Source organism: Pedobacter sp. CFBP9032, from assembly GCF_034045265.1.
GTDB lineage: Bacteria > Bacteroidota > Bacteroidia > Sphingobacteriales > Sphingobacteriaceae > Pedobacter.
In genome coordinates this window covers 44,988-65,328 of record NZ_JAXCWE010000001.1, presented here as the reverse complement: position 1 = coordinate 65,328, position 20,341 = coordinate 44,988, and the positions used below count along the sequence as shown (strand labels likewise).

General features: G+C 35.8%; 23 protein-coding genes and 1 tRNA gene. 8 read left to right on the top strand and 16 right to left on the bottom strand.

Annotated elements, in window-relative coordinates:
- Positions 1-120 precede the first annotated feature (120 nt).
- Complete coding sequence (locus tag SOM16_RS00290) at positions 121-735, bottom strand: hypothetical protein (protein ID WP_320462010.1); 615 nt, start codon at positions 733-735, stop codon at positions 121-123.
- A gap of 297 nt (positions 736-1,032) precedes the next feature.
- Positions 1,033-1,650: a Crp/Fnr family transcriptional regulator gene (locus SOM16_RS00285; RefSeq protein WP_320462009.1), complete on the bottom strand. Its 618-nt coding sequence runs from the start codon at positions 1,648-1,650 to the stop codon at positions 1,033-1,035.
- A gap of 77 nt (positions 1,651-1,727) precedes the next feature.
- Between SOM16_RS00285 and SOM16_RS00280 the strand changes: the two genes are divergently transcribed.
- The 3 genes from SOM16_RS00280 to SOM16_RS00270 all read left to right on the top strand — a co-directional run bounded on the left by SOM16_RS00280 (position 1,728) and on the right by SOM16_RS00270 (position 3,451).
- The gene (locus SOM16_RS00280) at positions 1,728-2,423 is read left to right on the top strand and encodes an HAD family hydrolase (RefSeq protein ID WP_320462008.1); all 696 of its coding nucleotides are present in this window, start codon (positions 1,728-1,730) and stop codon (positions 2,421-2,423) included.
- Positions 2,420-3,067, top strand: coding sequence for a chloramphenicol acetyltransferase (locus SOM16_RS00275; protein ID WP_320462007.1), 648 nt, complete (start codon positions 2,420-2,422; stop codon positions 3,065-3,067). The genes SOM16_RS00280 and SOM16_RS00275 overlap by 4 nt, the downstream gene beginning before the upstream one ends.
- Before the next feature lie 310 nt (positions 3,068-3,377).
- Positions 3,378-3,451 (top strand) — tRNA-Ala (locus SOM16_RS00270).
- 332 nt (positions 3,452-3,783) lie between these two features.
- On the opposite strand, the gene SOM16_RS00265 is transcribed toward SOM16_RS00270, so the two are convergent.
- Complete coding sequence (locus SOM16_RS00265; protein ID WP_320462006.1) at positions 3,784-4,242, bottom strand: hypothetical protein; 459 nt, start codon at positions 4,240-4,242, stop codon at positions 3,784-3,786.
- Positions 4,243-4,623: 381 nt separating this feature from the next.
- Between SOM16_RS00265 and SOM16_RS00260 the strand changes: the two genes are divergently transcribed.
- Positions 4,624-5,088, top strand: coding sequence for a lipocalin family protein (locus SOM16_RS00260; protein ID WP_320462005.1), 465 nt, complete (start codon positions 4,624-4,626; stop codon positions 5,086-5,088).
- 104 nt (positions 5,089-5,192) lie between these two features.
- Here SOM16_RS00260 and SOM16_RS00255 read toward each other — a convergent pair whose 3' ends face one another.
- From SOM16_RS00255 to SOM16_RS00235, 5 genes are all read right to left on the bottom strand, one after another.
- The gene (locus tag SOM16_RS00255) at positions 5,193-5,507 is read right to left on the bottom strand and encodes a helix-turn-helix domain-containing protein (RefSeq protein WP_320462004.1); all 315 of its coding nucleotides are present in this window, start codon (positions 5,505-5,507) and stop codon (positions 5,193-5,195) included.
- Positions 5,508-6,020: 513 nt separating this feature from the next.
- Entirely contained in the window at positions 6,021-6,578 is a 558-nt protein-coding gene (locus tag SOM16_RS00250; RefSeq protein WP_320462003.1) for a hypothetical protein, read from the bottom strand.
- Between the two features lie 465 nt (positions 6,579-7,043).
- Positions 7,044-7,553, bottom strand: a complete 510-nt coding sequence (locus SOM16_RS00245) for a hypothetical protein (protein WP_320462002.1) — start codon at positions 7,551-7,553, stop codon at positions 7,044-7,046.
- 62 nt (positions 7,554-7,615) lie between these two features.
- Complete coding sequence (locus tag SOM16_RS00240; protein WP_320462001.1) at positions 7,616-7,822, bottom strand: hypothetical protein; 207 nt, start codon at positions 7,820-7,822, stop codon at positions 7,616-7,618.
- A gap of 1 nt (position 7,823) precedes the next feature.
- Positions 7,824-8,120: an SH3 beta-barrel fold-containing protein gene (locus tag SOM16_RS00235; protein ID WP_320462000.1), complete on the bottom strand. Its 297-nt coding sequence runs from the start codon at positions 8,118-8,120 to the stop codon at positions 7,824-7,826.
- A gap of 119 nt (positions 8,121-8,239) precedes the next feature.
- Here SOM16_RS00235 and SOM16_RS00230 point away from each other — a divergent pair, with 119 nt between their 5' ends.
- From SOM16_RS00230 to SOM16_RS00220, 3 genes are all read left to right on the top strand, one after another.
- On the top strand, positions 8,240-8,479 hold the full coding sequence (locus tag SOM16_RS00230; protein WP_320461999.1) for a hypothetical protein: 240 nt from the start codon (positions 8,240-8,242) through the stop codon (positions 8,477-8,479).
- Between the two features lie 52 nt (positions 8,480-8,531).
- The gene (locus tag SOM16_RS00225) at positions 8,532-9,314 is read left to right on the top strand and encodes a hypothetical protein (RefSeq protein WP_320461998.1); all 783 of its coding nucleotides are present in this window, start codon (positions 8,532-8,534) and stop codon (positions 9,312-9,314) included.
- A 157-nt stretch (positions 9,315-9,471) separates the two neighbouring features.
- Positions 9,472-10,287 (top strand): RES family NAD+ phosphorylase, encoded by an 816-nt coding sequence (locus tag SOM16_RS00220; protein ID WP_320461997.1) that lies wholly within the window; start codon positions 9,472-9,474, stop codon positions 10,285-10,287.
- A gap of 26 nt (positions 10,288-10,313) precedes the next feature.
- Here SOM16_RS00220 and SOM16_RS00215 read toward each other — a convergent pair whose 3' ends face one another.
- Together SOM16_RS00215 and SOM16_RS00210 are read right to left on the bottom strand one after the other, a co-directional pair.
- The gene (locus SOM16_RS00215; RefSeq protein ID WP_320461996.1) at positions 10,314-10,760 is read right to left on the bottom strand and encodes a DUF4468 domain-containing protein; all 447 of its coding nucleotides are present in this window, start codon (positions 10,758-10,760) and stop codon (positions 10,314-10,316) included.
- Positions 10,761-10,946: 186 nt separating this feature from the next.
- Positions 10,947-11,516 carry a hypothetical protein gene (locus SOM16_RS00210; RefSeq protein WP_320461995.1) on the bottom strand — a complete coding sequence of 190 codons (570 nt, stop codon included), beginning with the start codon at positions 11,514-11,516 and terminating at the stop codon, positions 10,947-10,949.
- An 815-nt stretch (positions 11,517-12,331) separates the two neighbouring features.
- On the opposite strand from SOM16_RS00210, the gene SOM16_RS00205 reads away from it, so the two are divergent.
- Positions 12,332-14,773 carry an outer membrane beta-barrel family protein gene (locus SOM16_RS00205; protein ID WP_320461994.1) on the top strand — a complete coding sequence of 814 codons (2,442 nt, stop codon included), beginning with the start codon at positions 12,332-12,334 and terminating at the stop codon, positions 14,771-14,773.
- Between the two features lie 368 nt (positions 14,774-15,141).
- On the opposite strand, the gene SOM16_RS00200 is transcribed toward SOM16_RS00205, so the two are convergent.
- From SOM16_RS00200 to SOM16_RS00175, 6 genes are all read right to left on the bottom strand, one after another.
- A complete protein-coding gene (locus SOM16_RS00200; protein WP_320461993.1) occupies positions 15,142-15,606 on the bottom strand; it encodes a hypothetical protein in 465 nt (154 codons plus the stop codon).
- A gap of 337 nt (positions 15,607-15,943) precedes the next feature.
- Positions 15,944-16,840 (bottom strand): NmrA family NAD(P)-binding protein, encoded by an 897-nt coding sequence (locus SOM16_RS00195; RefSeq protein WP_320461992.1) that lies wholly within the window; start codon positions 16,838-16,840, stop codon positions 15,944-15,946.
- Between the two features lie 11 nt (positions 16,841-16,851).
- Complete coding sequence (locus SOM16_RS00190; RefSeq protein WP_320461991.1) at positions 16,852-17,808, bottom strand: alpha/beta hydrolase; 957 nt, start codon at positions 17,806-17,808, stop codon at positions 16,852-16,854.
- Between the two features lie 50 nt (positions 17,809-17,858).
- Entirely contained in the window at positions 17,859-18,428 is a 570-nt protein-coding gene (locus SOM16_RS00185) for a Crp/Fnr family transcriptional regulator (RefSeq protein ID WP_320461990.1), read from the bottom strand.
- 614 nt (positions 18,429-19,042) lie between these two features.
- A complete protein-coding gene (locus SOM16_RS00180; protein WP_320461989.1) occupies positions 19,043-19,309 on the bottom strand; it encodes a type II toxin-antitoxin system RelE family toxin in 267 nt (88 codons plus the stop codon).
- Positions 19,309-19,557, bottom strand: a complete 249-nt coding sequence (locus SOM16_RS00175; protein ID WP_320461988.1) for a hypothetical protein — start codon at positions 19,555-19,557, stop codon at positions 19,309-19,311. The genes SOM16_RS00180 and SOM16_RS00175 overlap by 1 nt, the downstream gene beginning before the upstream one ends.
- Positions 19,558-20,341: the final 784 nt, after the last annotated feature.

The window sequence follows — 20,341 nt, the reverse complement described above, 5'->3', positions numbered from 1 at the left end:
CAGCTACGCTTTATTTAAACTATGCAACAGCAGAGCGCCTTATAACCGGCAATAAAAAGCAGTTAAGAATGATAGCTGATTTATTACTGGAAAACTATTTAAAAACGAAGTGCTATAAATTTAGACACCGATTTTAACAGGAGCAACAGGAATAACTTTTTCTTCTGCTAATGTTGAAAGATCTTCTAACGAGTAAAGATTGGCCATACATTCTGCAACAGCATTTTTATCGGTGTACCAAATGTCTTCATTTGTAAAATGACAAATTCCTTGTCCCATTTCGGTCACAATACTACCTAATAGTGTTGCCAGGTGATGTTCGAATAAATTTCCGGGGTAATATTTGATAGAGAAGACTTTTTTAAATCCTTTAAGTTGGGCTTCCACTTCCGCACTGATTTTGATTGGTTTGTAAACCTTTTTTTTCTTTTTACGCAATAATTTATCGATGAAGCTTTGCTTCACCACTTTTTGGCGAACATTCTTCTTTTTAAATTCAGAAAGTTCAAAAGGTTTAAAAGAGGTGCTGAATTGTACCTTTAATACGCTGGTATTTAAAATTTCGATGCTAGGTTTAGTCCATCTAAATGCCAGAGACAGGATGCTTCTTGGGTTTTTAAAAGTAAATGACTGCTCCAGGCTTAACACTTTTTCATGCTGATTTAAGCGTTCAACGATTTCTGGGATCAGATTATCCGTAAGCGAATTGGTGTAAATATTTATATGAGCACTCATATTTTTGATATTAATAAAGATAATCTGCTTCAGTTCACAGCTTATCAATGATGTAATAAGAAGAATTTGGTTAGTTGAAACTTGCCTAAACGAGCTTCTCACTAGTTTATTGATAAAATGTGGTTAGAATAAATTTATTTATTGTATTGCAACATGCTTAAACGTTAGTTTATAAGACTTACAAATATATTCTTTTATACTATTGTTTCAACTGTTAAACGAATGTTTTATTGAAAACGTTACAAGGCTGGAATATTTATTTTTAAATGTAAGATTATCAGTTTGTTGTTTTAAGTTTTACTCGTTAACCACATGAAGATTTGTATTGTTATGGTTCGCAGACAAGGTATTTTTATCCATAAGTGATCTTAAAGTTCTGTTAAAACTTCTTAGAGAGATGCCCAGATAAGCAGCCATATCTTCTTTTGAGATCATGATTTGCGCTTCGTCCTGGAGCGTTAATAGTTTTGATAAGCCATATTCTAGCGTATAAAGTTGTTGAAAAGATGCTCTTGCGCTTGTATGAATAATTCGGGTGGATAATTCCTGTAAGAGGAAGTTGGTAAAAACGGTGTTTTTAGCAATCAGTTCAGAAAAAACATAATCAGGAATGGCATAAACGGTTACCTCACTTATGGCTTCCACATTGCAAAGGCATTCCATTTTTTTTAGCGCTTCCAGTTCGCCAATTACCTCTCCCTTACCTAAAAATTCCATGATGAAATCTTTGCCATTCTCTTCTGATATGAAACATTTTGTAATGCCATCTTTAATCATATAAATATTAGTGATGGTTTCTCCCTGGCGAACAAATCTGTGCCTGGGTTTGAAAGTTTTAAGCAAAATTTTTGAATCGGTATTTTCGCGACAAAAGTTTTCGATAAAGGACAGAAATTGAAGGTTGGTACGGAGCATATCTTGTGTGATGGACAAATGTCCTTTATGGAGTGGTTTGGATATTTTACTTTTGTCGCAATAAAAATAAGCATAAAATGAATAACCAAATTACTGTAATTGCATTTGATGCCGATGACACCCTTTGGGTAAACGAGCCCTACTTTCGTGAAGTTGAAGAGCAGTTTGCTGCGCTTTTAGAAAACTTCCTGCCCAGGCACAGTACCGTAGCTGAGTTATATAAAACTGAAATTGCGAATTTACCCCTATATGGTTACGGAATTAAGGGGTTTATGTTGAGTATGATTGAAGCTATTCTTCGGATTACGGAAGGGAAAATAGATCCGGCTATTATTCAGAAGGTGATAGATTTAGGACAGGAAATGTTAAATAAACCTGTAGAATTGCTCGATGGCGTAGAAGAGGTTTTGAAAGCTTTGTACGGGAAATTCAAGTTAGTTGTAGCTACCAAAGGTGATCTGCTTGATCAGCAAAGGAAGCTCACGAAGTCTGGTCTTGATCATTATTTTCATCATATTGAGATTATGAGCGACAAGCAGGATAAAGATTATCAAAAATTAATAAAGCACCTGGATTGTAAACCTGAGGAATTTTTGATGCTTGGCAATTCACTTAAATCTGATGTTTTGCCTGTTTTAGCCATCGGCGGAAATGCCGTTCACATTCCTTTTCATACCACCTGGGTACATGAGCATATCGATCATACGATTGAGCACCCAAACTTTTATCAGATGGAAAATCTATCTGAAGTTTTACTAAAATTAATGATATGAAGGAAAAATTAGATCTTAATAGCTGGATTAGGAAAGACCATTTCGAATTTTTTAATACATTCGATGAGCCTTTTTTTGGCGTAACAGTATCGGTAGATTGTACGGCAACATATCTCGAAGCAAAAGAAAAGGACGTTTCATTCTTTTTGCTCTATTTACATAAATCTCTATTAGCCGCAAATAGCATAGAGCCGTTTCGTTACCGCATTATTGATGGTGAAGTTTGGAAATATGAGCAAGTTCATGCTTCTGCAACCATTAACCGGCCAAACGGAACTTTCGGCTTTGGGTATATCGACTTTCATCCCGATTTTGAATCTTTTAAAGCTGGGGCGATGAAAGAAATTAATAAAGTTGAAAATAGCACGGGTTTGATTCCATCAGCCGGTGGTGAAAACGTGATCCATTGTTCTGCTTTACCCTGGCTTAACTTTAAATCTATTTCGCATGCACGCAATTTCTCTTTTAAAGACAGCTGTCCGAAATTATCTTTTGGCCAGGTGCGCGAGGAAGGTGGGCGAAAGTTAATGTCGGTTTCTATTCATGTTAACCATGCCTTGATGGATGGCTTTCATGTTTCTCAATTTGTCTCTGTGTATCAGGATCTTTTAAATCAAAAAACCAGCGACTTAATTGCCACATAATGAAGGCTTAATATTAAGCTTATAAATTAGGCTTATGTTTCTCACCTCCATTACCATATGTATTTGCCTTTTAGCAATAATAGCCGTGTTTCAGATGGATACTATTTTTAAGGCATTCATGTTTTTGGTGCTCTTAACGGTTGCTTTTTTTATACTTTTCCTTTTTATTAATCACCCTTTTCCATCGGCCTTAAGTGTGATCTCAATTATGGCCGTTTTTGCAATTAAATTCGAACGTTAAAATTTAGATGAAAATAATAATTAATTATCATTTGCTTTAGCTAAACTAATTACTATTTTTGCTGCACAAGGGGGATTAGCTCATTTGGCTAGAGCGCTTCGCTGGCAGTGAAGAGGTGATCGGTTCGAATCCGATATTCTCCACCTTTAAAACGAATATTAAGCCTTCAGCAAGTGTTGAAGGCTTTTTTTGTATTATAAATCCCTGTGGGGGTACTAAAGGGGGTACTTTCAGAAGGGTTTGTCCTTCAAGTTGATTTATCTTTGAATAATCCTTTCGTTGCTATTAGGATAAAATATTAAATGATTTAGGCCGGATCACGTTCACCATTTTTTGGATCTCAATTAAGATTCAATGCCCCCAATTTTGGGGAGGCTAATAATCTACATCAAGTGTGACGAAAAATCAACATCTCACGTTTTCTCACGTTCAGCAATAACGACGTCGGGTTTGTAAAGCCTTCTCATTCCTAAAATTACTCAGAATAAACTATAGTGCCGCCGATTGATTTCGCAAACTGTTCCATTTTCTCATAAACATTTTTCATTAATAAAGATTTTTTATAAACAGCATTTTCATAATTATCCGTGTCTTGTGGCGTGTTCACTATTCTAAGTTGTTCGGTTTTCTTTGTTCTGCCAACTATCGTAATGCTACCTTTTCTATTCAAGACATAAAGCGACATCAAACGTACTGATCCTTCTCCGTATACTTTAATTCCACCAGTATAAAGCTGGTAAAACTCTTTATCGCTTTTATCGATCATATAGCTTTGATCGAGTAGTTTTTCCGCGGTAAGGGTGTAGTTATCGGCTGCGCTATTATTATTCTGTATAATTATTTTCGTTGCTCCAGGGAAGGGAGTGCTTTCTTGTTTCTGTGCAAAAACTGCAAATGGCAATAATACGAATAGCGTCAAAATAGATTTTTTCATAATTATAATGAATTTAAAGGAGTAGGGTCATGATTAGGCTTTACATCACAGTTAAATTCTTTAAACATACCGAAATTTATGTTGCAATATTGCTTAATCTATTTCAACCATTAACCTCTAAAAATATCCAGCCGATAAAATAAAAATCATGCTTTGGTTAGTTTGAAAGAAAGCCTTTACATCCAAGGCTTTTCTTGATTAATAGCTAATTTACCGATAAAATACGGAATATCTGGTGGCACTTATTTCGAGTGGCTAATAAGTTAGCATAAATCTCATACCTCTTCGAGGACATTAAAGGTCCGCGAAACCATTGATTTTTTAATTCAGAATCCCAAAAGAAAACCTAATTTTAATAGCTTAAATTTTATAATTTTGTGCATGAAGAAAATTTTAGCGCTACTCATAATTGCTTTTGCTTTCTCTTGTAAGAAAGGAAAAGAAGAAGAACAAAACAAAATTGTATACAACGAGTCCCAAGTTTTAGGCAGGTGGGTTTATGAAAGCATCAAGTTAAATGGTGTAAATACGCCATATGTTCATAAATGCAAAACAAAAGATGCCTTTTACTTTAGAAATCGACCTGGCCGTGATCATCAATATGATGAAAATCTATACAATGCTAATTGTACTGCTACTAGTGGCTCTACTATTTGGCGATTGGAAGGCGAAAATTTAGTTTTACGAGGCCCAAAGGATTCTTATTACAAGATCCTCCGTTTAAATGAAACTAATTTTGATGTTTCTATAACCGTTGATTTTGATGGCGATGGGAAACTTGATATAGTAGAGATATATGCTGTAAAAGGTGCTTGCGAAAAAAGTGATCCAAACTGCGAATACTAAAAAAGCCACACATTTCTGTATGGCTTAGTCGGCATTTGCTGTTACCTGAATCTACAAAATGTGTTACCTTTAATTCGCACTTTGAAAAATTGAATTTGCTTCTGCTATTTTTTAAAGAAATCTTGCTCTATGTATTCTCTAATATGTTTTCTCTGAAATAACCATTTTCCACCCGTCTTGGAGCATCCTATTTCATGCTTATTAGTGTGCATCCATTTCTCACTCATATTCAACAATCTACCAGTTTCCTCTAATGTGAGATAAGATTTTTTAGCTTCTGAAATTTCCTCCAATTGGCTTATGACCATTTGCTCAAGATTCTCAATCTTTGATATTAATCGTTCTAACAATGCGTTGTCTACTATTGCAACATTTGGCTTATCCATGTATTTCTTTTTAAGCAAAAATATTGCTTTCATTCTGAAATATTGTAATCACAGTTTCGTTTTGCCCCTTTAATGGTCGACTTAAATCCCTTTGATCTTCCTAAGGCAGAAATCTATCATAGCAGTGAAAGTAAACCCGTCTCTAGTCATGTAATAATATGGCATATTTTTGCTTCCATTATTAGGTAACTTACTGACAATGAACGAAATTATAAAATTGGATTTTCGAAATGAATCACTACAATCTAACCCTTACGCATATTAGCCGATCACCAACCTGTCCGATTTTCGGATACATGAATCTGATAGGTTTGCTTTTCTGGCTCATGAATCTATCAATTCAGAAATCAGCACCTTATGGTTGTAACCAGGCTATTTTTATCAATGTGTGATTTTCGCACAATGGCTTCTTGTTTGATAGTAATTTGAAATTACCTGCAAATTTATAACGCTGTAACTGGTGTTTACTCGATTGATTTGCTCCTAATTTGTACTTAGTAGCACCACCTACTAATGTATAATTGGTGAGTGTCCAATGAGTTGTAATTATTGGTAAACCAAACATTGACGGCCCCCATTCTCAAAATAAGCTACGAACTGTTCTATATTCTCAATTAACTTGGCTCTACTGGTTCTGCCAGTAATCTTAACATTTCCCCATTCAGGGTTTTGACTATAGCAAAATGTAAGGTGTGTTTGTTGTTTCCAGGTTAAACCAAAGAAAAACCTTTCACCTTCAAAGCTTGAGCATTCAAGGAGTTTATACTTACCGGTCATCATTCCCCGTTTATCAAAGTGTTTACCCCAATATTCAGAGAATAGTTCCGCGTATTCCGCAGTTAGGGTATGATCACCGAATTCAAACTTTTGACATAGTTTTCCGGTTTTCAAATGATTTAAAAACACCTTCAATCTGTCTAATCTAAGCACTGGCGCTGCGGTTTCGATATGACGTATTGATTGCGAAAAACTATGAATGATTTGATCAAGTAAATACTCTTGCTCAGCGCTGATGCTTTCGGCAAGGATGCCGCTTTTAGCAACATCCTTATTTAATTTTTCAAGGGTCTTGATCAGGCCCGCAGCTTTTTGGTTAGTTTGCATGGTAGTTTAGTTTTGAGTGGTGGTTAATTTTTCGTTTAGTTCAAATCACAATTCAATGATATATTGAACTGTATTATATGTATTGGAAGTTTCTGCAATTTCGTATATGTCTTGGCCTTCATAGTCCGAATCCTTCGCTATCCATCATGATAAGGGTTTAGCAAATAGGGACTCCACATCCATTAAGTCTATCTTATCTAATTCCGCCTGAATTGCTTCTAATTCAGGTCTATCCGTAATGCATATTAAGCTAAAAGCCAATTCAAGACTCCGCAGAAATGAACTAATCGCATGCGCTGCGGTCACTTTAAAGGCATAGTGATGAGTTTCTATATCCCCGGCTGAAATGTTTGCTATCAGCTAGCAATAGGTCTTTTAGATGGTGTTCAATGTCTGAAATACTGTATAATGTTTCAAATTTAGAGATAACAATATGTAAGAATCTTTCTTCAGTAGGGTTGATTATTAAGCATTGTTACCCCCTTTCGCTTCATCGTTAAACATATTGGCTGAGAATAACCAATCCAACACTTCCAAAAATTGTTGAGAGACTGAAGCTATGTAAGCTAAATCTGCATTTCCCGTTACATCTTGGTAAATCCAGCTACCTAAACAATGGAACAGATTACTGCGTATCCCCTCAATATCCATATGAATGATATCTATTAAACCTAAGTTATTACCCTGGAAACCGGGTTGTAAGTTATTTAATATCTCAACATGTATTTGGGCGCTCCGCAGTATTTCCGTCAAGAGGTTTAATTGATCCACAGCGCCAGCAATCTCAAAATGACTTCTTTTACCGCATCTTGGATCTGGACCGCTTACTGCGCTAACTAATTCAATTAATAGGGCGCTATAATCATCGTAACCTATGATATCAAAAAATTCTGATATCTTAAACTTAAGATCTTCCAGATTAGCTACTACCTGATCAGGTAGCCGAGTGTTTTGGTTTTTATTTTGAGTAGTCATAACAGGTTTGTAAGTGGTAAATGGTTAGGGTATTATACCCCCAGAGGATAGGGTGGCAATTATTAAGTATTGTTTTCTTCAATGGTTATTGTCAAAGGCTCCCCATCTAGCATGTTTGTATAGTGATCTTTGCTTTCGATGGGCACACGGCAAATTGATTGAATTTCGCTAATAGCTTTGAGCTTAATCTCATCCCTTTCAATGGCAATGCCGTAAAGGCACTGTACATGACGGGCAAGGTGTTTTGCTGGTCTGGTGTAATTGTTCATATTAGAAGATTAAATTTTCAATTTTGAAGCAACGAAATGCATCCATTTCTAAATCAAAGTAGACCATGTTGCTGTTGGTCTTAGCATTACCTTGGAAGGTATATTTTGCATCAACATTCTGCAGTGTTCCGACCGCAGCCCTGTTTGTTCCGTCAACCCTTTTGTAAGTGAACTTCACGACGCCTTTTATCATAGCGTATTTTAGCTTTACCAATTCCCAGGCATGCTTTAATGCTTCTGCAAAAGTTTTGAAGTTGGAGGCGATTTGCCATGCTGTTTTAAACACTCTTGATTTCATATTACGGTTTCCCTTTTTGTACTCTACAAGAGTAGTGTATATGGTTTAGTATATGGTCATAGATTTGTCATAATCTACACTTGTAGATTACGTCTATTTTTGGTTGTTATCTTTGCTCAATGAAACAACAAGACTTTAAGGATTTGTTAGAAAGGGAAGAATTGAACAAATCCGCTATCGCTGACAAAATGTACCCAGAAACTAAGTATGCCCGAACAACGCTAAGTGCCAAGCTTGCAGGCAGGAAGTCTGGCAACGGCCTCGCCCGTCTTACAGATGATGATCTTAAAAAAGGATGGGAAGTATTAAAAGATCTTGCAGATGATATTCTTAGTAAAGCACCAGAGGAAGAAAAGTAGGTAATGGAAAAATAACATAGGTTAGCAGTAATAGGAACAATTATATTTGATAATGAACGCTCAAAAAACAAAACACAACTTCCATAAAGAATCTAAAGCAAAAAGTATAATCTATACCGCATTAATTGGAATAAGAAAGGAGGTCAAAATGGCTTTTATTCTTGCTACTTTATCAATACTCTTGATTGAGCTTTATTTGATAAATATACCTTCACCATTCCATTTCATTTACAGTATAGGTACGATTTACCTCAAAGCTTGCTATGCTATTTTCGGATCAACAATTTTCTACTTTATCAATGTTCAAATCCCTAAAGAACACAAAAAGATAAAATCTTCACTTTTTATACATAACCGTATAATTATCATGTATGCCAAGATGAGTATTATCACGGAAGGTTTGAAATTGGATAGATCTCCGTTTGTAAAGTTATCACAAGAATCTTTTAAAGAAGCACTTAAAGTAATTGATCCAGCAACAGTCGTTCAAAGTCAGAATTTTGGAAGTTTTTTGAACTGGAGTAATCTTCTAACTTTTCTTCACGTAGAGAGCAAAACTACACTTAAGGAAATATTGCTTTTACAAGATGTTGTTGATACTAAAATACTAGAAAGATTGATCCAAATTGAGAATAGTTTCAACCTGATGATCTTTCATCCGTTTGGAAAAACTATTCATCCTGAGATATGGGAAACTTTGGATCGTGATTTATACGATATTTGGTATAGCAACGTAAAATTGTACGCTCAATTAGAAAAAAGTTATGGTGAAACATTAAGGCAGAAAACGGAAATTCAAAAAAAAGAAAGAAATTCATCATTAAATAAAGTCTAGTTAGACCTAGCAGAAAAAATTAATATTAGTTAAATAAAGTCCTTAAGTCTACAGATCGTATTAAGAAAACCAAAGCAAGGGAACAACTAATAAACGGATACCAGAAATAGCTTCAACAAATCCAAAAAGCAAAGTAATAAAATAATAATTTAAATTTATGAATGGTATATCCTTCCCCTCCTATCTTCAAGATCCTGATCAAGTGCAAAAAGCACTTAATCTTCTTGATAATGAATGCTTAAACAAAGAAATCAAGCAATTATTTTTTGCTTTTGAAAAGTGTTTGGGAATAAAAGCTGGCGATACATACCCAATAACAAGGGCATTCACTAAAGGACAGTTAGTTAGAGCCAGATTAAACGATAGCTCTTTCAAACATGCATCACACATCGAGCAAATAGGGGTAAATCTTAATAGGATTTCTCAGGGCAGGGCAAATCCGGATAGTATTCCGATTTTTTATGCTGCAAACAGGCGCATGACAGCCGCATATGAAATATTACAACACCAGCCGCCAGGAGTCTACGAAATAACAATTGGTGTTTGGGATAGTAAAGATGATTTGTGCCTTGTTAATTTGGTGAATAAATCAGACGAAGACTTTAAAGACCTCTCTTTAGTTCACAGTAAACCAGATGAATACGTGAAAGACTGGCCAGATGCGCCTCGGAAATCGTCCCTTTTACTTCTAGATTATTTCGCAAATAAAATGAAAGCCAAACAGGCGCCGGGTTTATTCAATATAACTAATGTATTATCAATTATATGTTATTCTTTACAACACGTGGACGGAATAGGTTATGGTGCTGTGTCCGATAAATTCCAAGGGTATAATGTGGCGATCAAGAACTATCAAAAGCTAAACTGTAAGGTTGTAGAAAGATGGAAAATCCAGAAGCTAAGCAAAGATGACTACATTAACGAATTCATGAGCGAAGGTAAAGTCAATGATTGTGGCAATATAATCTGGTAGCTAACATGATGGTTTGTAACTAAAAATTACCACTTATCTGATTTAGCTTTCTCGATCGCTATCTTAGTTTTAATAATCCAAGATTTAAATATTAACTCAATAACCTTCTTCGTTTTTTCAAGCTTTACTTCACCTTTAGAGTTGTAAATAGTTTTATTGTACTTATCTCCAGTAACCCCGATTGTTATGATATCGCGGACCGGATAGCCGTATATTTGATTGATTGATGGTGCGAGAATTCTAAGTTTATCATCCTTAACCTCGATCGTTAATGAATAATCAAGAATAAACGAGCCGGTATATCCCTTCACCGGGATTCTGCTATCCGTTCCGTTAATTGTAATGCTTTCGTTATCAACTAACGAGAACGCATCCTTTGGTGAAGTAAACTGGCTATTAAGATACTTTAAAGTATTCTTGTATAAGTTGGCTTTGCTCTCTCCTGGGCAATCAATTACAATATAATTAGCCAAGTATGTTCCTTATTTACAAAACCCTTTGGAGTCAATACAAATTCGCTTTTAGATTGAGCTATCGTAACAATTGGTATAAGGAGCAGGATTAAAGAGAGCAGTCTTTTCATTATCATGGATGATTTGAATAACAAAACTACAAAATCCCCCTCGCAAGTTATGCGAAGGGGATTTATAATAATTTATTTAAATGGGATATAAAAGATCAAGCTGTTTTATTTTATTATCGATGTCCGACATTTGGGACTTCAATTTTTTTGCCTCCTGCATCTGACTGTTAAATAAAGCAATTTTTGATTCGGTAACATTCCAGTTATAAAACCTAGCCAAATTCGAGGTTATGCAAGAATAAAACCCACCGTCTAAAGAAATAACAGTCATAATAAATTGACCACCTACCGGAAACTTATAACTCTCTGGATTTTCAGAGTTCTTTACAAGTTTAGTGCAAATATTGAACATTGCATCAATTGCTCCGCCATCATGAGTGATAACTTCTGGCATCAACGCATCGACCTCGTCTTCCGGTAATCTTGGAGTGCACATGGTAGCAACACCTTCATTTTGTGCTAAATCAATTCGTTTATATTCTACAACATCGCCACGTAATATCTGTATGGAATATGCGGCTAATTTTAACTCACTCTCAATATATCCAAAAATGCTTAATGCCGCAATCATGTTATCTTCCCCCTCAACATAAGTTCCTCGGTCTGGAATAGTATCTATAAACTCTACCAAGGTTCTATCGACCATATCCTCTAAACTATCAAATTAATTATCATTAATAAAGCTACAGTGCATTGATGACACTAATGACGACCCCATACCTACCACACAGCATTTTAAATGCGGGAATTGCATAATTTTTGATTGGTGCCCAGCAAGAACTCCAGGATATGGAGTTTTGCCTTCTTTGTTGGACATAGCGCAGACCGTGTCGGTGGCGATAAACATCTTTTGCTCTGTTGATATTGAATTTAGTATTGACATAATTATTTGAATTTTATCTCAAGTAAATTATCGAATACACCGTCTACAGAACAGGCAGCATGCAATTTATAGCATAATATCTTGCATTTTTGCAAACCTCCAATGGCATTGAATCAACGATGAAATATTTTTGGTTTCTAGTCAAATCAACAGCAAGTTTTTTTCTAAGTTCTTCCATATAGGGAAATAATTTTCTCCTTCTCCCATTGTAGACGCTCCATTCAATCAGGCCGTAAAGCTTTGAAAGCCTGAGCTCCCTAAATAACTGGTATTTAGGAACTACCAGATAATTCAGTAGTAATATTTAAGTAATAAGCTTTAAATCAGATAACTTTGGCATAATGGGCTTGAAATAGGGGTTATCTGATGTTGAAATACGTCTAAAAGTCTTTAGGATTAAATCGTATTTTTAAATAAGGCCGTTCGTTATTGTAAATATTTGAAAGTCAATACGGTATTTTATTTTTAGTCGATGAACAGCTTTATTTATAATGCACTAGAGGTTAATTTAGCAATCATTAAAACTTACAAATATCGGATCCTTTTAAATAACCTTGTAAACGCTCTTAACATTACTCATGATAAATTATAAATCAATACCTACTTATCTTTTTATTTTTCTACTCACATTTTGTTTAAAGGGGTATGGGCAAGGCAATACGGGTATCATTTTAAAGGGCAAGCTAAAAAATGAAAACAACGAGCCAGTTGAAGGTGCAACTTTATTATTAAAAGACGCTGAGAATGGTCAGGTGGTGAAACAGGAATTGAGTGAAGCAGACGGGACTTTCTCCTTTGCTGTTTCAGCTGGGAGTTACGTGCTTGCTGTCAGTTATTTAGGAGCTTTTGTTTATCAGAACGATCAACTGCAACTGTCGGCATCTGTTGATTTGGGTGAGCTAAAAATCAAAACCGCTAACCTTAACCTAAAAGAAATCGTCATTCAAAGTTCCCGTAATCAACCATTAATTAAGGTTGAAGGCAGAAAGATGATCTATAACGTACAGAGGAGTATAACTGCACAAGGGAGTACAGCGTTGGAGGCCTTAAAGAAAACACCAGGGGTAATGGTAAAACAGGATAATTCAGTTTCAATCAATGGCGCAAGTACAGCATTAGTGATGATCAATGGCAGGCAAACCTATCTCCAGGCTGAAGAATTAGCGCAACTGTTGAAGTCTATTTCCGCTTCTGATCTGAAATCAATTGAAATTATAAAAAATCCCTCAGCTGAATATGATGCTGCAGGAACGGGGGGCATTGTCAATCTTGTACTTCAGAAATCAACTACTGAAGGTTTCAATGGCAGTATTAACAACGGCCTTGCTTATGGTAAAACCATAAAGCAAAATACCAATCTGAATCTTAATTTCCGACAGGGAAAACTGAATATGTTCGGTAGCTACAATCATAGTTTTGGGCATTATGCAATGGACTATGATAATGACAGGACAACAAATGGAAAAGTGTATTTGAACGCCAATCATGATGTAGATAAGAAGCATCACATCGCCTCAACGTTGGGTGCGGATTATGCTATAGATACCACCAAAACTATCGGAGTTGTATTGAATGGAAACTTTTCAGCCGGGGGTGGTTTGATCACCCCGGTTACCGGTATCTATGATCAGTTAACCGGCCGGCTATTGCAAACGCTTAGAAGCCAGAGCAGCTATCCTGAGCAAATGACGCAACGGTATAATACCAATCTAAATTACCGGTATAAAGGCACTGATCATACTACGTTGGATATTGATGCAGACTATGGAATTTTTGACGCATCAACAAGCAACTTGAGCACCAATGCCTATTATAACCCAAGCGGCGAGTTTCAGTCAGCCAATAAATTTCTGGTAGCCAATAGCAGGAACATCAAACTATACGCACTTAAGGCAGATTATAGTTTTAAAATAGGCAAAGGGAAGATGCTGACAGGCGCAAAATTTTCCAGTGTAAACGCTAAAAATGTATTCGATCAATATGATGCCAACGGGAGCGAGAAGGTCATTGATATCAGTTTATCAAATTCTTTTAATTATAAGGAACAGATCAGTGCCGCATATGTCAAGTATGAAACATCCTTTAGTGAAGACTTAGCTATGGATTTAGGCCTAAGACTGGAAAACACACATTCCACAGGAGACCTGCAACCCCGCGACGGAAGCATCCAGTCTACAAATTCTGTTGTGAGAAATTATCTGAATATTTTTCCAACCGCTTCGATCACTTATAAAACCAAGGGATCTGGTACTTACAACTTAAGTTTTGCGCGTCGTATTGACCGTCCTGCTTATAATAACTTGAATCCGTTTTCGTACCCTGTTGATGAACTTTCCTACTGGAAAGGTAATCCGTTTCTCCGGCCCCAGTATGCCAATACGCTTGCATTGCAGTACAGTTATAAAAAGACAACCATATCTGCAAGTTACACCCATACCAACGACATCAGCAACGAAATAACTGAAGTTCTGACTGGAAATGTTATTAATATGATACCTAGAAATATTGGGTTTCAGAATAACCTGAATATGACCGTGACCCAGGAGCTTAATCTTGCGAAGTGGTGGAATGTCAGTTTTACAGCTATGGGATATCTTTTGGAAAATAAAGTAGGTACTATAGAATATGGGAATTATAGCCGGCAGCGTTTTGCAGGGACCATTAACGTTCAGCAAAACTTTAACCTACCTGGCGAAATCACTGCTGAGTTTGCAGGAGTAGTAAACTCCAAAAATATAAGTGGCTTAAATACTGATGTAAAAGGGAACTCGCAAGTTGATTTGGGCTTCCAAAGGAATTTAATGAATAAGAAGGCAACGTTAAGGCTCGCTGTTTCTGATCTGTTCAGGGCAAATAAAATCATTACCGATACCCAGTTGAATAATTTATTACTCCATACCACTTACGCGGGAGAAACCCGTCAGATAAGGTTGAACTTTACTTATCGGTTCGGAAATAATAAGGTAAAGACAAAGGATGCGCGCGAATCAGGATTGCAAAATGAATCGCAAAGGCTATAATGCTTCATACAAAGTATCTGATAAGGGCACGTATAAACCCATTAAAATAGGTTTTTCATGTTTTGATAAAACAATCATTTTGTGAGATTAATGTTAATATCTATTGAAATTTACTATGCGTAAAATTGTGATTAGTCCTATCTGCTTCCAATCCAAATTGTTCTCTTTGGAAATACATTGAAGGTTCTTTCAATACCATTTTATATTAGAGTAATTGTACGGTGAGGTTCTATATAGAAATTATAGATAGGTAAATCTTTTGCAATTAGATTACTAGAATCTTCGTTTTTATGGGACGAATTAAATACTAACTCATCATAAAAACGGGCTGTCGACACCACTACTCATGTTTATGTTTCTATATGTCATTATTCTATTCCATACAAAATTGCTAATTTGATATTGCTAATTTGTATCAATTGGCTATCAGCACTATATTCATATACAAAAGACCTTCCAACGATCACATCTGCCCCATTTTTCCTCCATATCTGTGAATCAAAATCTCCTGATACGAAATCTTCTGTGGGAACATTTTCAGGATGGCCCCATATTTTCGAAAACATCTTAAGTTCATTTCTCGGAATATCCAGGATAATATAAATCGCGTACTTATCACTTTCTTTCTCATCATAGAAAGCAAAAAATAAATCAATTGGTTTTCCAAAAATTGTATACTTTCTTCCCTTGTCCTTCAATTCCTTATTGAACTTAACTAAACCCATAGGATGGAAAACTTTCTCCACATCATCTAAAGCTTTCACATCCTGAAAGTGATTCTTCACGAAGCGAATTGTTTCCTTCTCATGGGTAACAATTGATGAAAGTTCCATATTTCTTGAATTTTTTTGAGCTAACAAAAGTATACTAATGCAATTTAGAGAAATTAGTAAAAAATATTTCATTCTATTCAATTCCGCCATCAAGATCACAATCAAAGGATCGCTAATATATGATCTTTCTTCATCATTGAAAACAATATTGTTGCTTCCTGTTCCATTATAACCTGCAGTGCCTTGGTTTGGAGCAACCAAGGCATTAAATATTTGAATAAAAAAGCTTCGAACAGTCTAAGACCCACAAATACTTCGCTAAAAACCAAATCCTAATATACCCTAACATACTTATCTCAAAACAATTGTCTTGAGATAAGTACGCTTAGTTTTATCATTATTTTAGGAAAGATTTCAGGAATTCTGAAGCAGAGGTCCATTCTAAATTTCCATACCTATTGTTGTCTATTACCGAATGTTGGGTAGAATACATGGAATAAAGGTACTGTGACTGTTGCCACTTTGAATATAATTCCATCTCTCCCGAAGGATTGCTTGCCCGTTGCAGCTTGATCGAGTCGGAGAGTTGATCCATTTCACCAAGCTTGTGAACGGTGTACGTTTGTCTGGTAATCGATTCAATAAGTTCAGATAATATTTTTGGGCTGATTTGAAAACTGGCAATGTGTAAATTACGCGGGGTTTGCTCCTGTAGGGCTACCTCCGAAGTGAAGGCAGCCGTATTTTTTACCGTCGTAAAGTCTAGTTTACAATCCGCTTTATCGCCCCAATACCCAATAGTTTTATTTTTAAGATTTAATATGGGTGTGTTATATTTCAGAATATCAGCAAAGGCACCATTAAAAATGGAGGTGGTCGATATGTCGGTTTTATCGATATGTTCTTTGAATTCTCTTCTTAGGTCAAAGTTCCGGTTTTCTCCCGGAATCAATGCGTTATAATCGGTGCAGAAATCTGATGGTATAAATCGTTTCACGCCAGCACTCAATGCTGCATCTAACAAATTTTTCTGCGTGGCTAAAATCACATCCGAAAGTCCCGCCAGTGCAGAGACCAAACAGTTAACACCTTCGCAGGCTTTTCTCAGATTTTCAACATCATCATAATTTACAGGAATCACTTCTATTCCGGCATCTTTTAAAATAGATGTTTTGGTAACATCGCTGTCATTCCGTACCAGTGCTTTTACTACCGCACCACGTTTCACTAGCGCTAGAGAGATCATTGAGCCTAGATTTCCAGTGGCGCCTGCTACTAAAATTATTTTTTTCATGATATACTTCGTTAACTTTTAAGAAATGTATTTATAGAATCAACAACCCTTCCAGGGCATTCTTCGAACATATAATGACCGCTCTCTGTGAGGTCTACCATGGAACTGTTCTTACATAGGTAAGGCATAGCCATTTTCATATACTGATAGCTTACATTACTGCCAATTCCAAGTACAGGAATTGAGAGTGGTTGGTAAGTTTTAGCATCTTCAATATCCTGAGCAAAACTTTGATACCAAGCGTTTGATGCTCTTATGCTCTCTTTATCATTATAAGCATCGGCATAAATAGCTCTTTCGTGCTCGGTCATCTTCGCAGCATCGATCATAACGTAGTTTAAAAGCCAATCAATAAGAAATCTAAAACGGCCTTCGAGAATCTTTTCAGGAAGTCCCTTAACCTGATTAAATCCCATCCACCAGGCATAAGGCATATTGGTATCCATTTTATCCCCGAAAGTACCTGCGGTAGGTATTAAAGGCATTTGCAACATCCCTTGGCTGGGATGCAGTCCATCAGCCACGATTAGTTTCTTTATATACTGCGGATGATTAAATGCCAAACTCATTGCCACCATTCCACCAATATCATGACCGATTATATTTACCTTTTCAAGACCAAGTTTTATAATTAATTCTAAAATATCTTTGGCCATATTTTTTTTGTCGAAGCCGGAGTCTGGTTTTTCTGAAGTACCCATACCTCTGATGTCTACTATAATCAGCCGATGTTTCCTGGATAGTTCTATCGCCACCTGACGATAAGAGTACCAGGTTTGTGGCCAGCCAGGCAAGCATATCAATGGGTCTCCGGTTCCACCGGCTACATAATGAAGGTCAATTCCATTTACCTTAACATAGTGGTTGGAAAAACCCGGAAATTGTTGAATTAGTTCTTCGTCTGAATATAAGTTCTTTTGCTCTTTAAGCTGATCGATCATGTTGTATCCTTTGTTTTGTTTAGACAAAGTTAACGCCAGATCAGATCATCAAAACTACCAGATGGTAGGAAATTCGCTTACTTAATCTTATTCCTGATTCTGCTCAAGGCATTAGGCGTGATTCCCAGTATCGAAGCAAGCTGATTTATTGGTACTTTTTGAAGCATTTCGGGAGTCGATAAAAATCTTCGATATCTTTCTTCGGCAGACAGCGTTTGGAAATTTAATAACTGGTCTATCATTCTTGCAACGGTTCCCTCCCAAATTTTGCGCCCGAATTCCTCCCAGCCAGGGATATATGCATAAAGGAAATCCATATCCTTTTTATCTAAGACAATTAGCGCTGTTTCTTCAATGGCCTGTATATTAAACCGGGTTGGCTTTTGTGGATGGAGGCTGGAAATTTCGGTAAAGAATTCATTTTTAAAGCATACCCAGGTAGTAGTTTCCCTATCATTGAGCTCATAATAAAACCTTAAGCCACCTCGAACGATATAATAGTACTGGCTAGCAATCTGTCCAGCTTTTAAAACCAACTTACCTTTAGGGATCACTTTTAGCCTGCATTTCGAGATGACCAGATCTAATTCCTGCGCTTCGAGATAAACTATTTCGCTAATGAATTCCCTAAATTTTTCAACTTCCATTTATACTTACAAATTTAATACAAAGCTTAAAAGTCATACCATGATTAGCATTTTAATTATTAGAAATCTAATGCTTAAACCCATCATTGTTCATTGCACACCCGATTCAGAATAATTTGCTACCGGAAAGATTCCATTTAAATTTCAGTCGGGTTTGCAAACTCGCTATCTGTTCAGCTATTATTTGGTTTGATTTAGACGGTCTGAAATTAATTTTTACCAGTAAATATAGAGAATCAATCATTTCAAGCACAATAACGTGTCCGCTGCAGAAATTAATCAGGCTAAGGAATAATTCCAGATTTGTGTTCAGCATCTTTAGATGCTATTAAATTCCTTCGTTTTTTGAGACCGCTAACTGTTTATCTGTCGGTAATATAAGCACTTCTTAATGGAAAAATACAATATTCGAGATACTATCGCGGGAATGGAAATAGGTTAGAATTATCTTGTGCAATACTGATCAGAGGGCAAAATTATCAGCTTAATTAAACGCGCTCTTCTGAAAAATAACTGTAAAAACTTCTGAATAAAAAGGTGATCAACAAAAAAATACGGTAAACAGCCTGTTGACCAATTGATCATTTTTGAGATTTTCTGTTATTTAAATTAGATCAAGGAAATATCTTGTATATGTCGTTTCTTTTTACAAATCTGGCTAACTCAATAGTGTTTTCATCTTTATAAAATCCCAATCGATAATCCCCAACTCGCCAACGATAAGCTGTAGAGAAACCTTTCATTTTTTTAATATTTGCAAACTCTTCTAAGCTTTCAGCATTTTCAATCTCTATAATAAACTCTTTGATTTTATCTTTCAATCTTTTATCGTTGAGCTTCTTAATATCATTTAGAAAACTTTGTAAAACAATAATTTCCATTAGTCCAAAGCCTTCATTAATTCCTCACGACTTACTACGTCATTTCTATCTGCTTGTTGCATCAGTAATAGTAAACCCAAATCCTCTTTATCTTCTTCAGACAATGTCTTCAAGCGTTCTTTCTCTTTATATTCGACGTAAAAAGAAACAGCTTTTTCCATAACTGATTTAACACTTACCTCTTCAAAAACAGACAATATCTTTAACTTAGTTAAAAGACTTTCATCAATATCAATGTTCTTTTTCATTTAATTCATTTTATTAAAGTAAATATATACAAAACATATTATATGTATGATGTATAAGATATATTTTGTTTTTAATATTTTTAATTGTTCTGCATTTTTTACTTCCTCATTGGTATGAGTATCAAATATTTTTGCATATCTATATCATGTTGCATTGGTTAATCGAAGTCCTTTATAAGTTTCTTCTGGCGTTTTATCAAGGTTAATATAAACATAAGCTGTCTAAAATAAGTGATGATTGCAGGTGAAGATGGGTAAATTGGGCTATTTCGGAAGTGTTTTTTCTCTTTGTTGTAACTAGCAGTAATTAAAATTAAAACTGAAATAAAAATAGAGCAACGAATCATACGCTCGTCTATTGATGTCTAACTGAGATTAGTATCTGATAATGATTATCTAGTGACCACCTTCCGCCACCCTTGATAGGCAGTATATATCATTTTACTCTAATAGTATCAGAAAGATCTCGGCTGGTCCCTCAAAGATGTCTTGAACCTTTTTCTCGAAGCTTTGCATTGGTGTTTGCTCCGGCAAATTATGATGAAAGCGCTCCTCTTTGCCGGAAAATATGGACAGGCCTCGCTTGCGTTGAGTTAAAGCTGCCCATCCATGAACTTACCATCCTGTTCATTAACAAAGCGTCAGTTTTTCAAATGAGAAATTGTACCATTTCTCAAAGGATGGGGCCGCGGTTTGAAAAGTGGTGTTACCGGTTGCAATGCCCTTTTCATAAATTGATTTAACCTGCTCCCGGTTTGAAGAATATAAATTCCTAATACCCAGA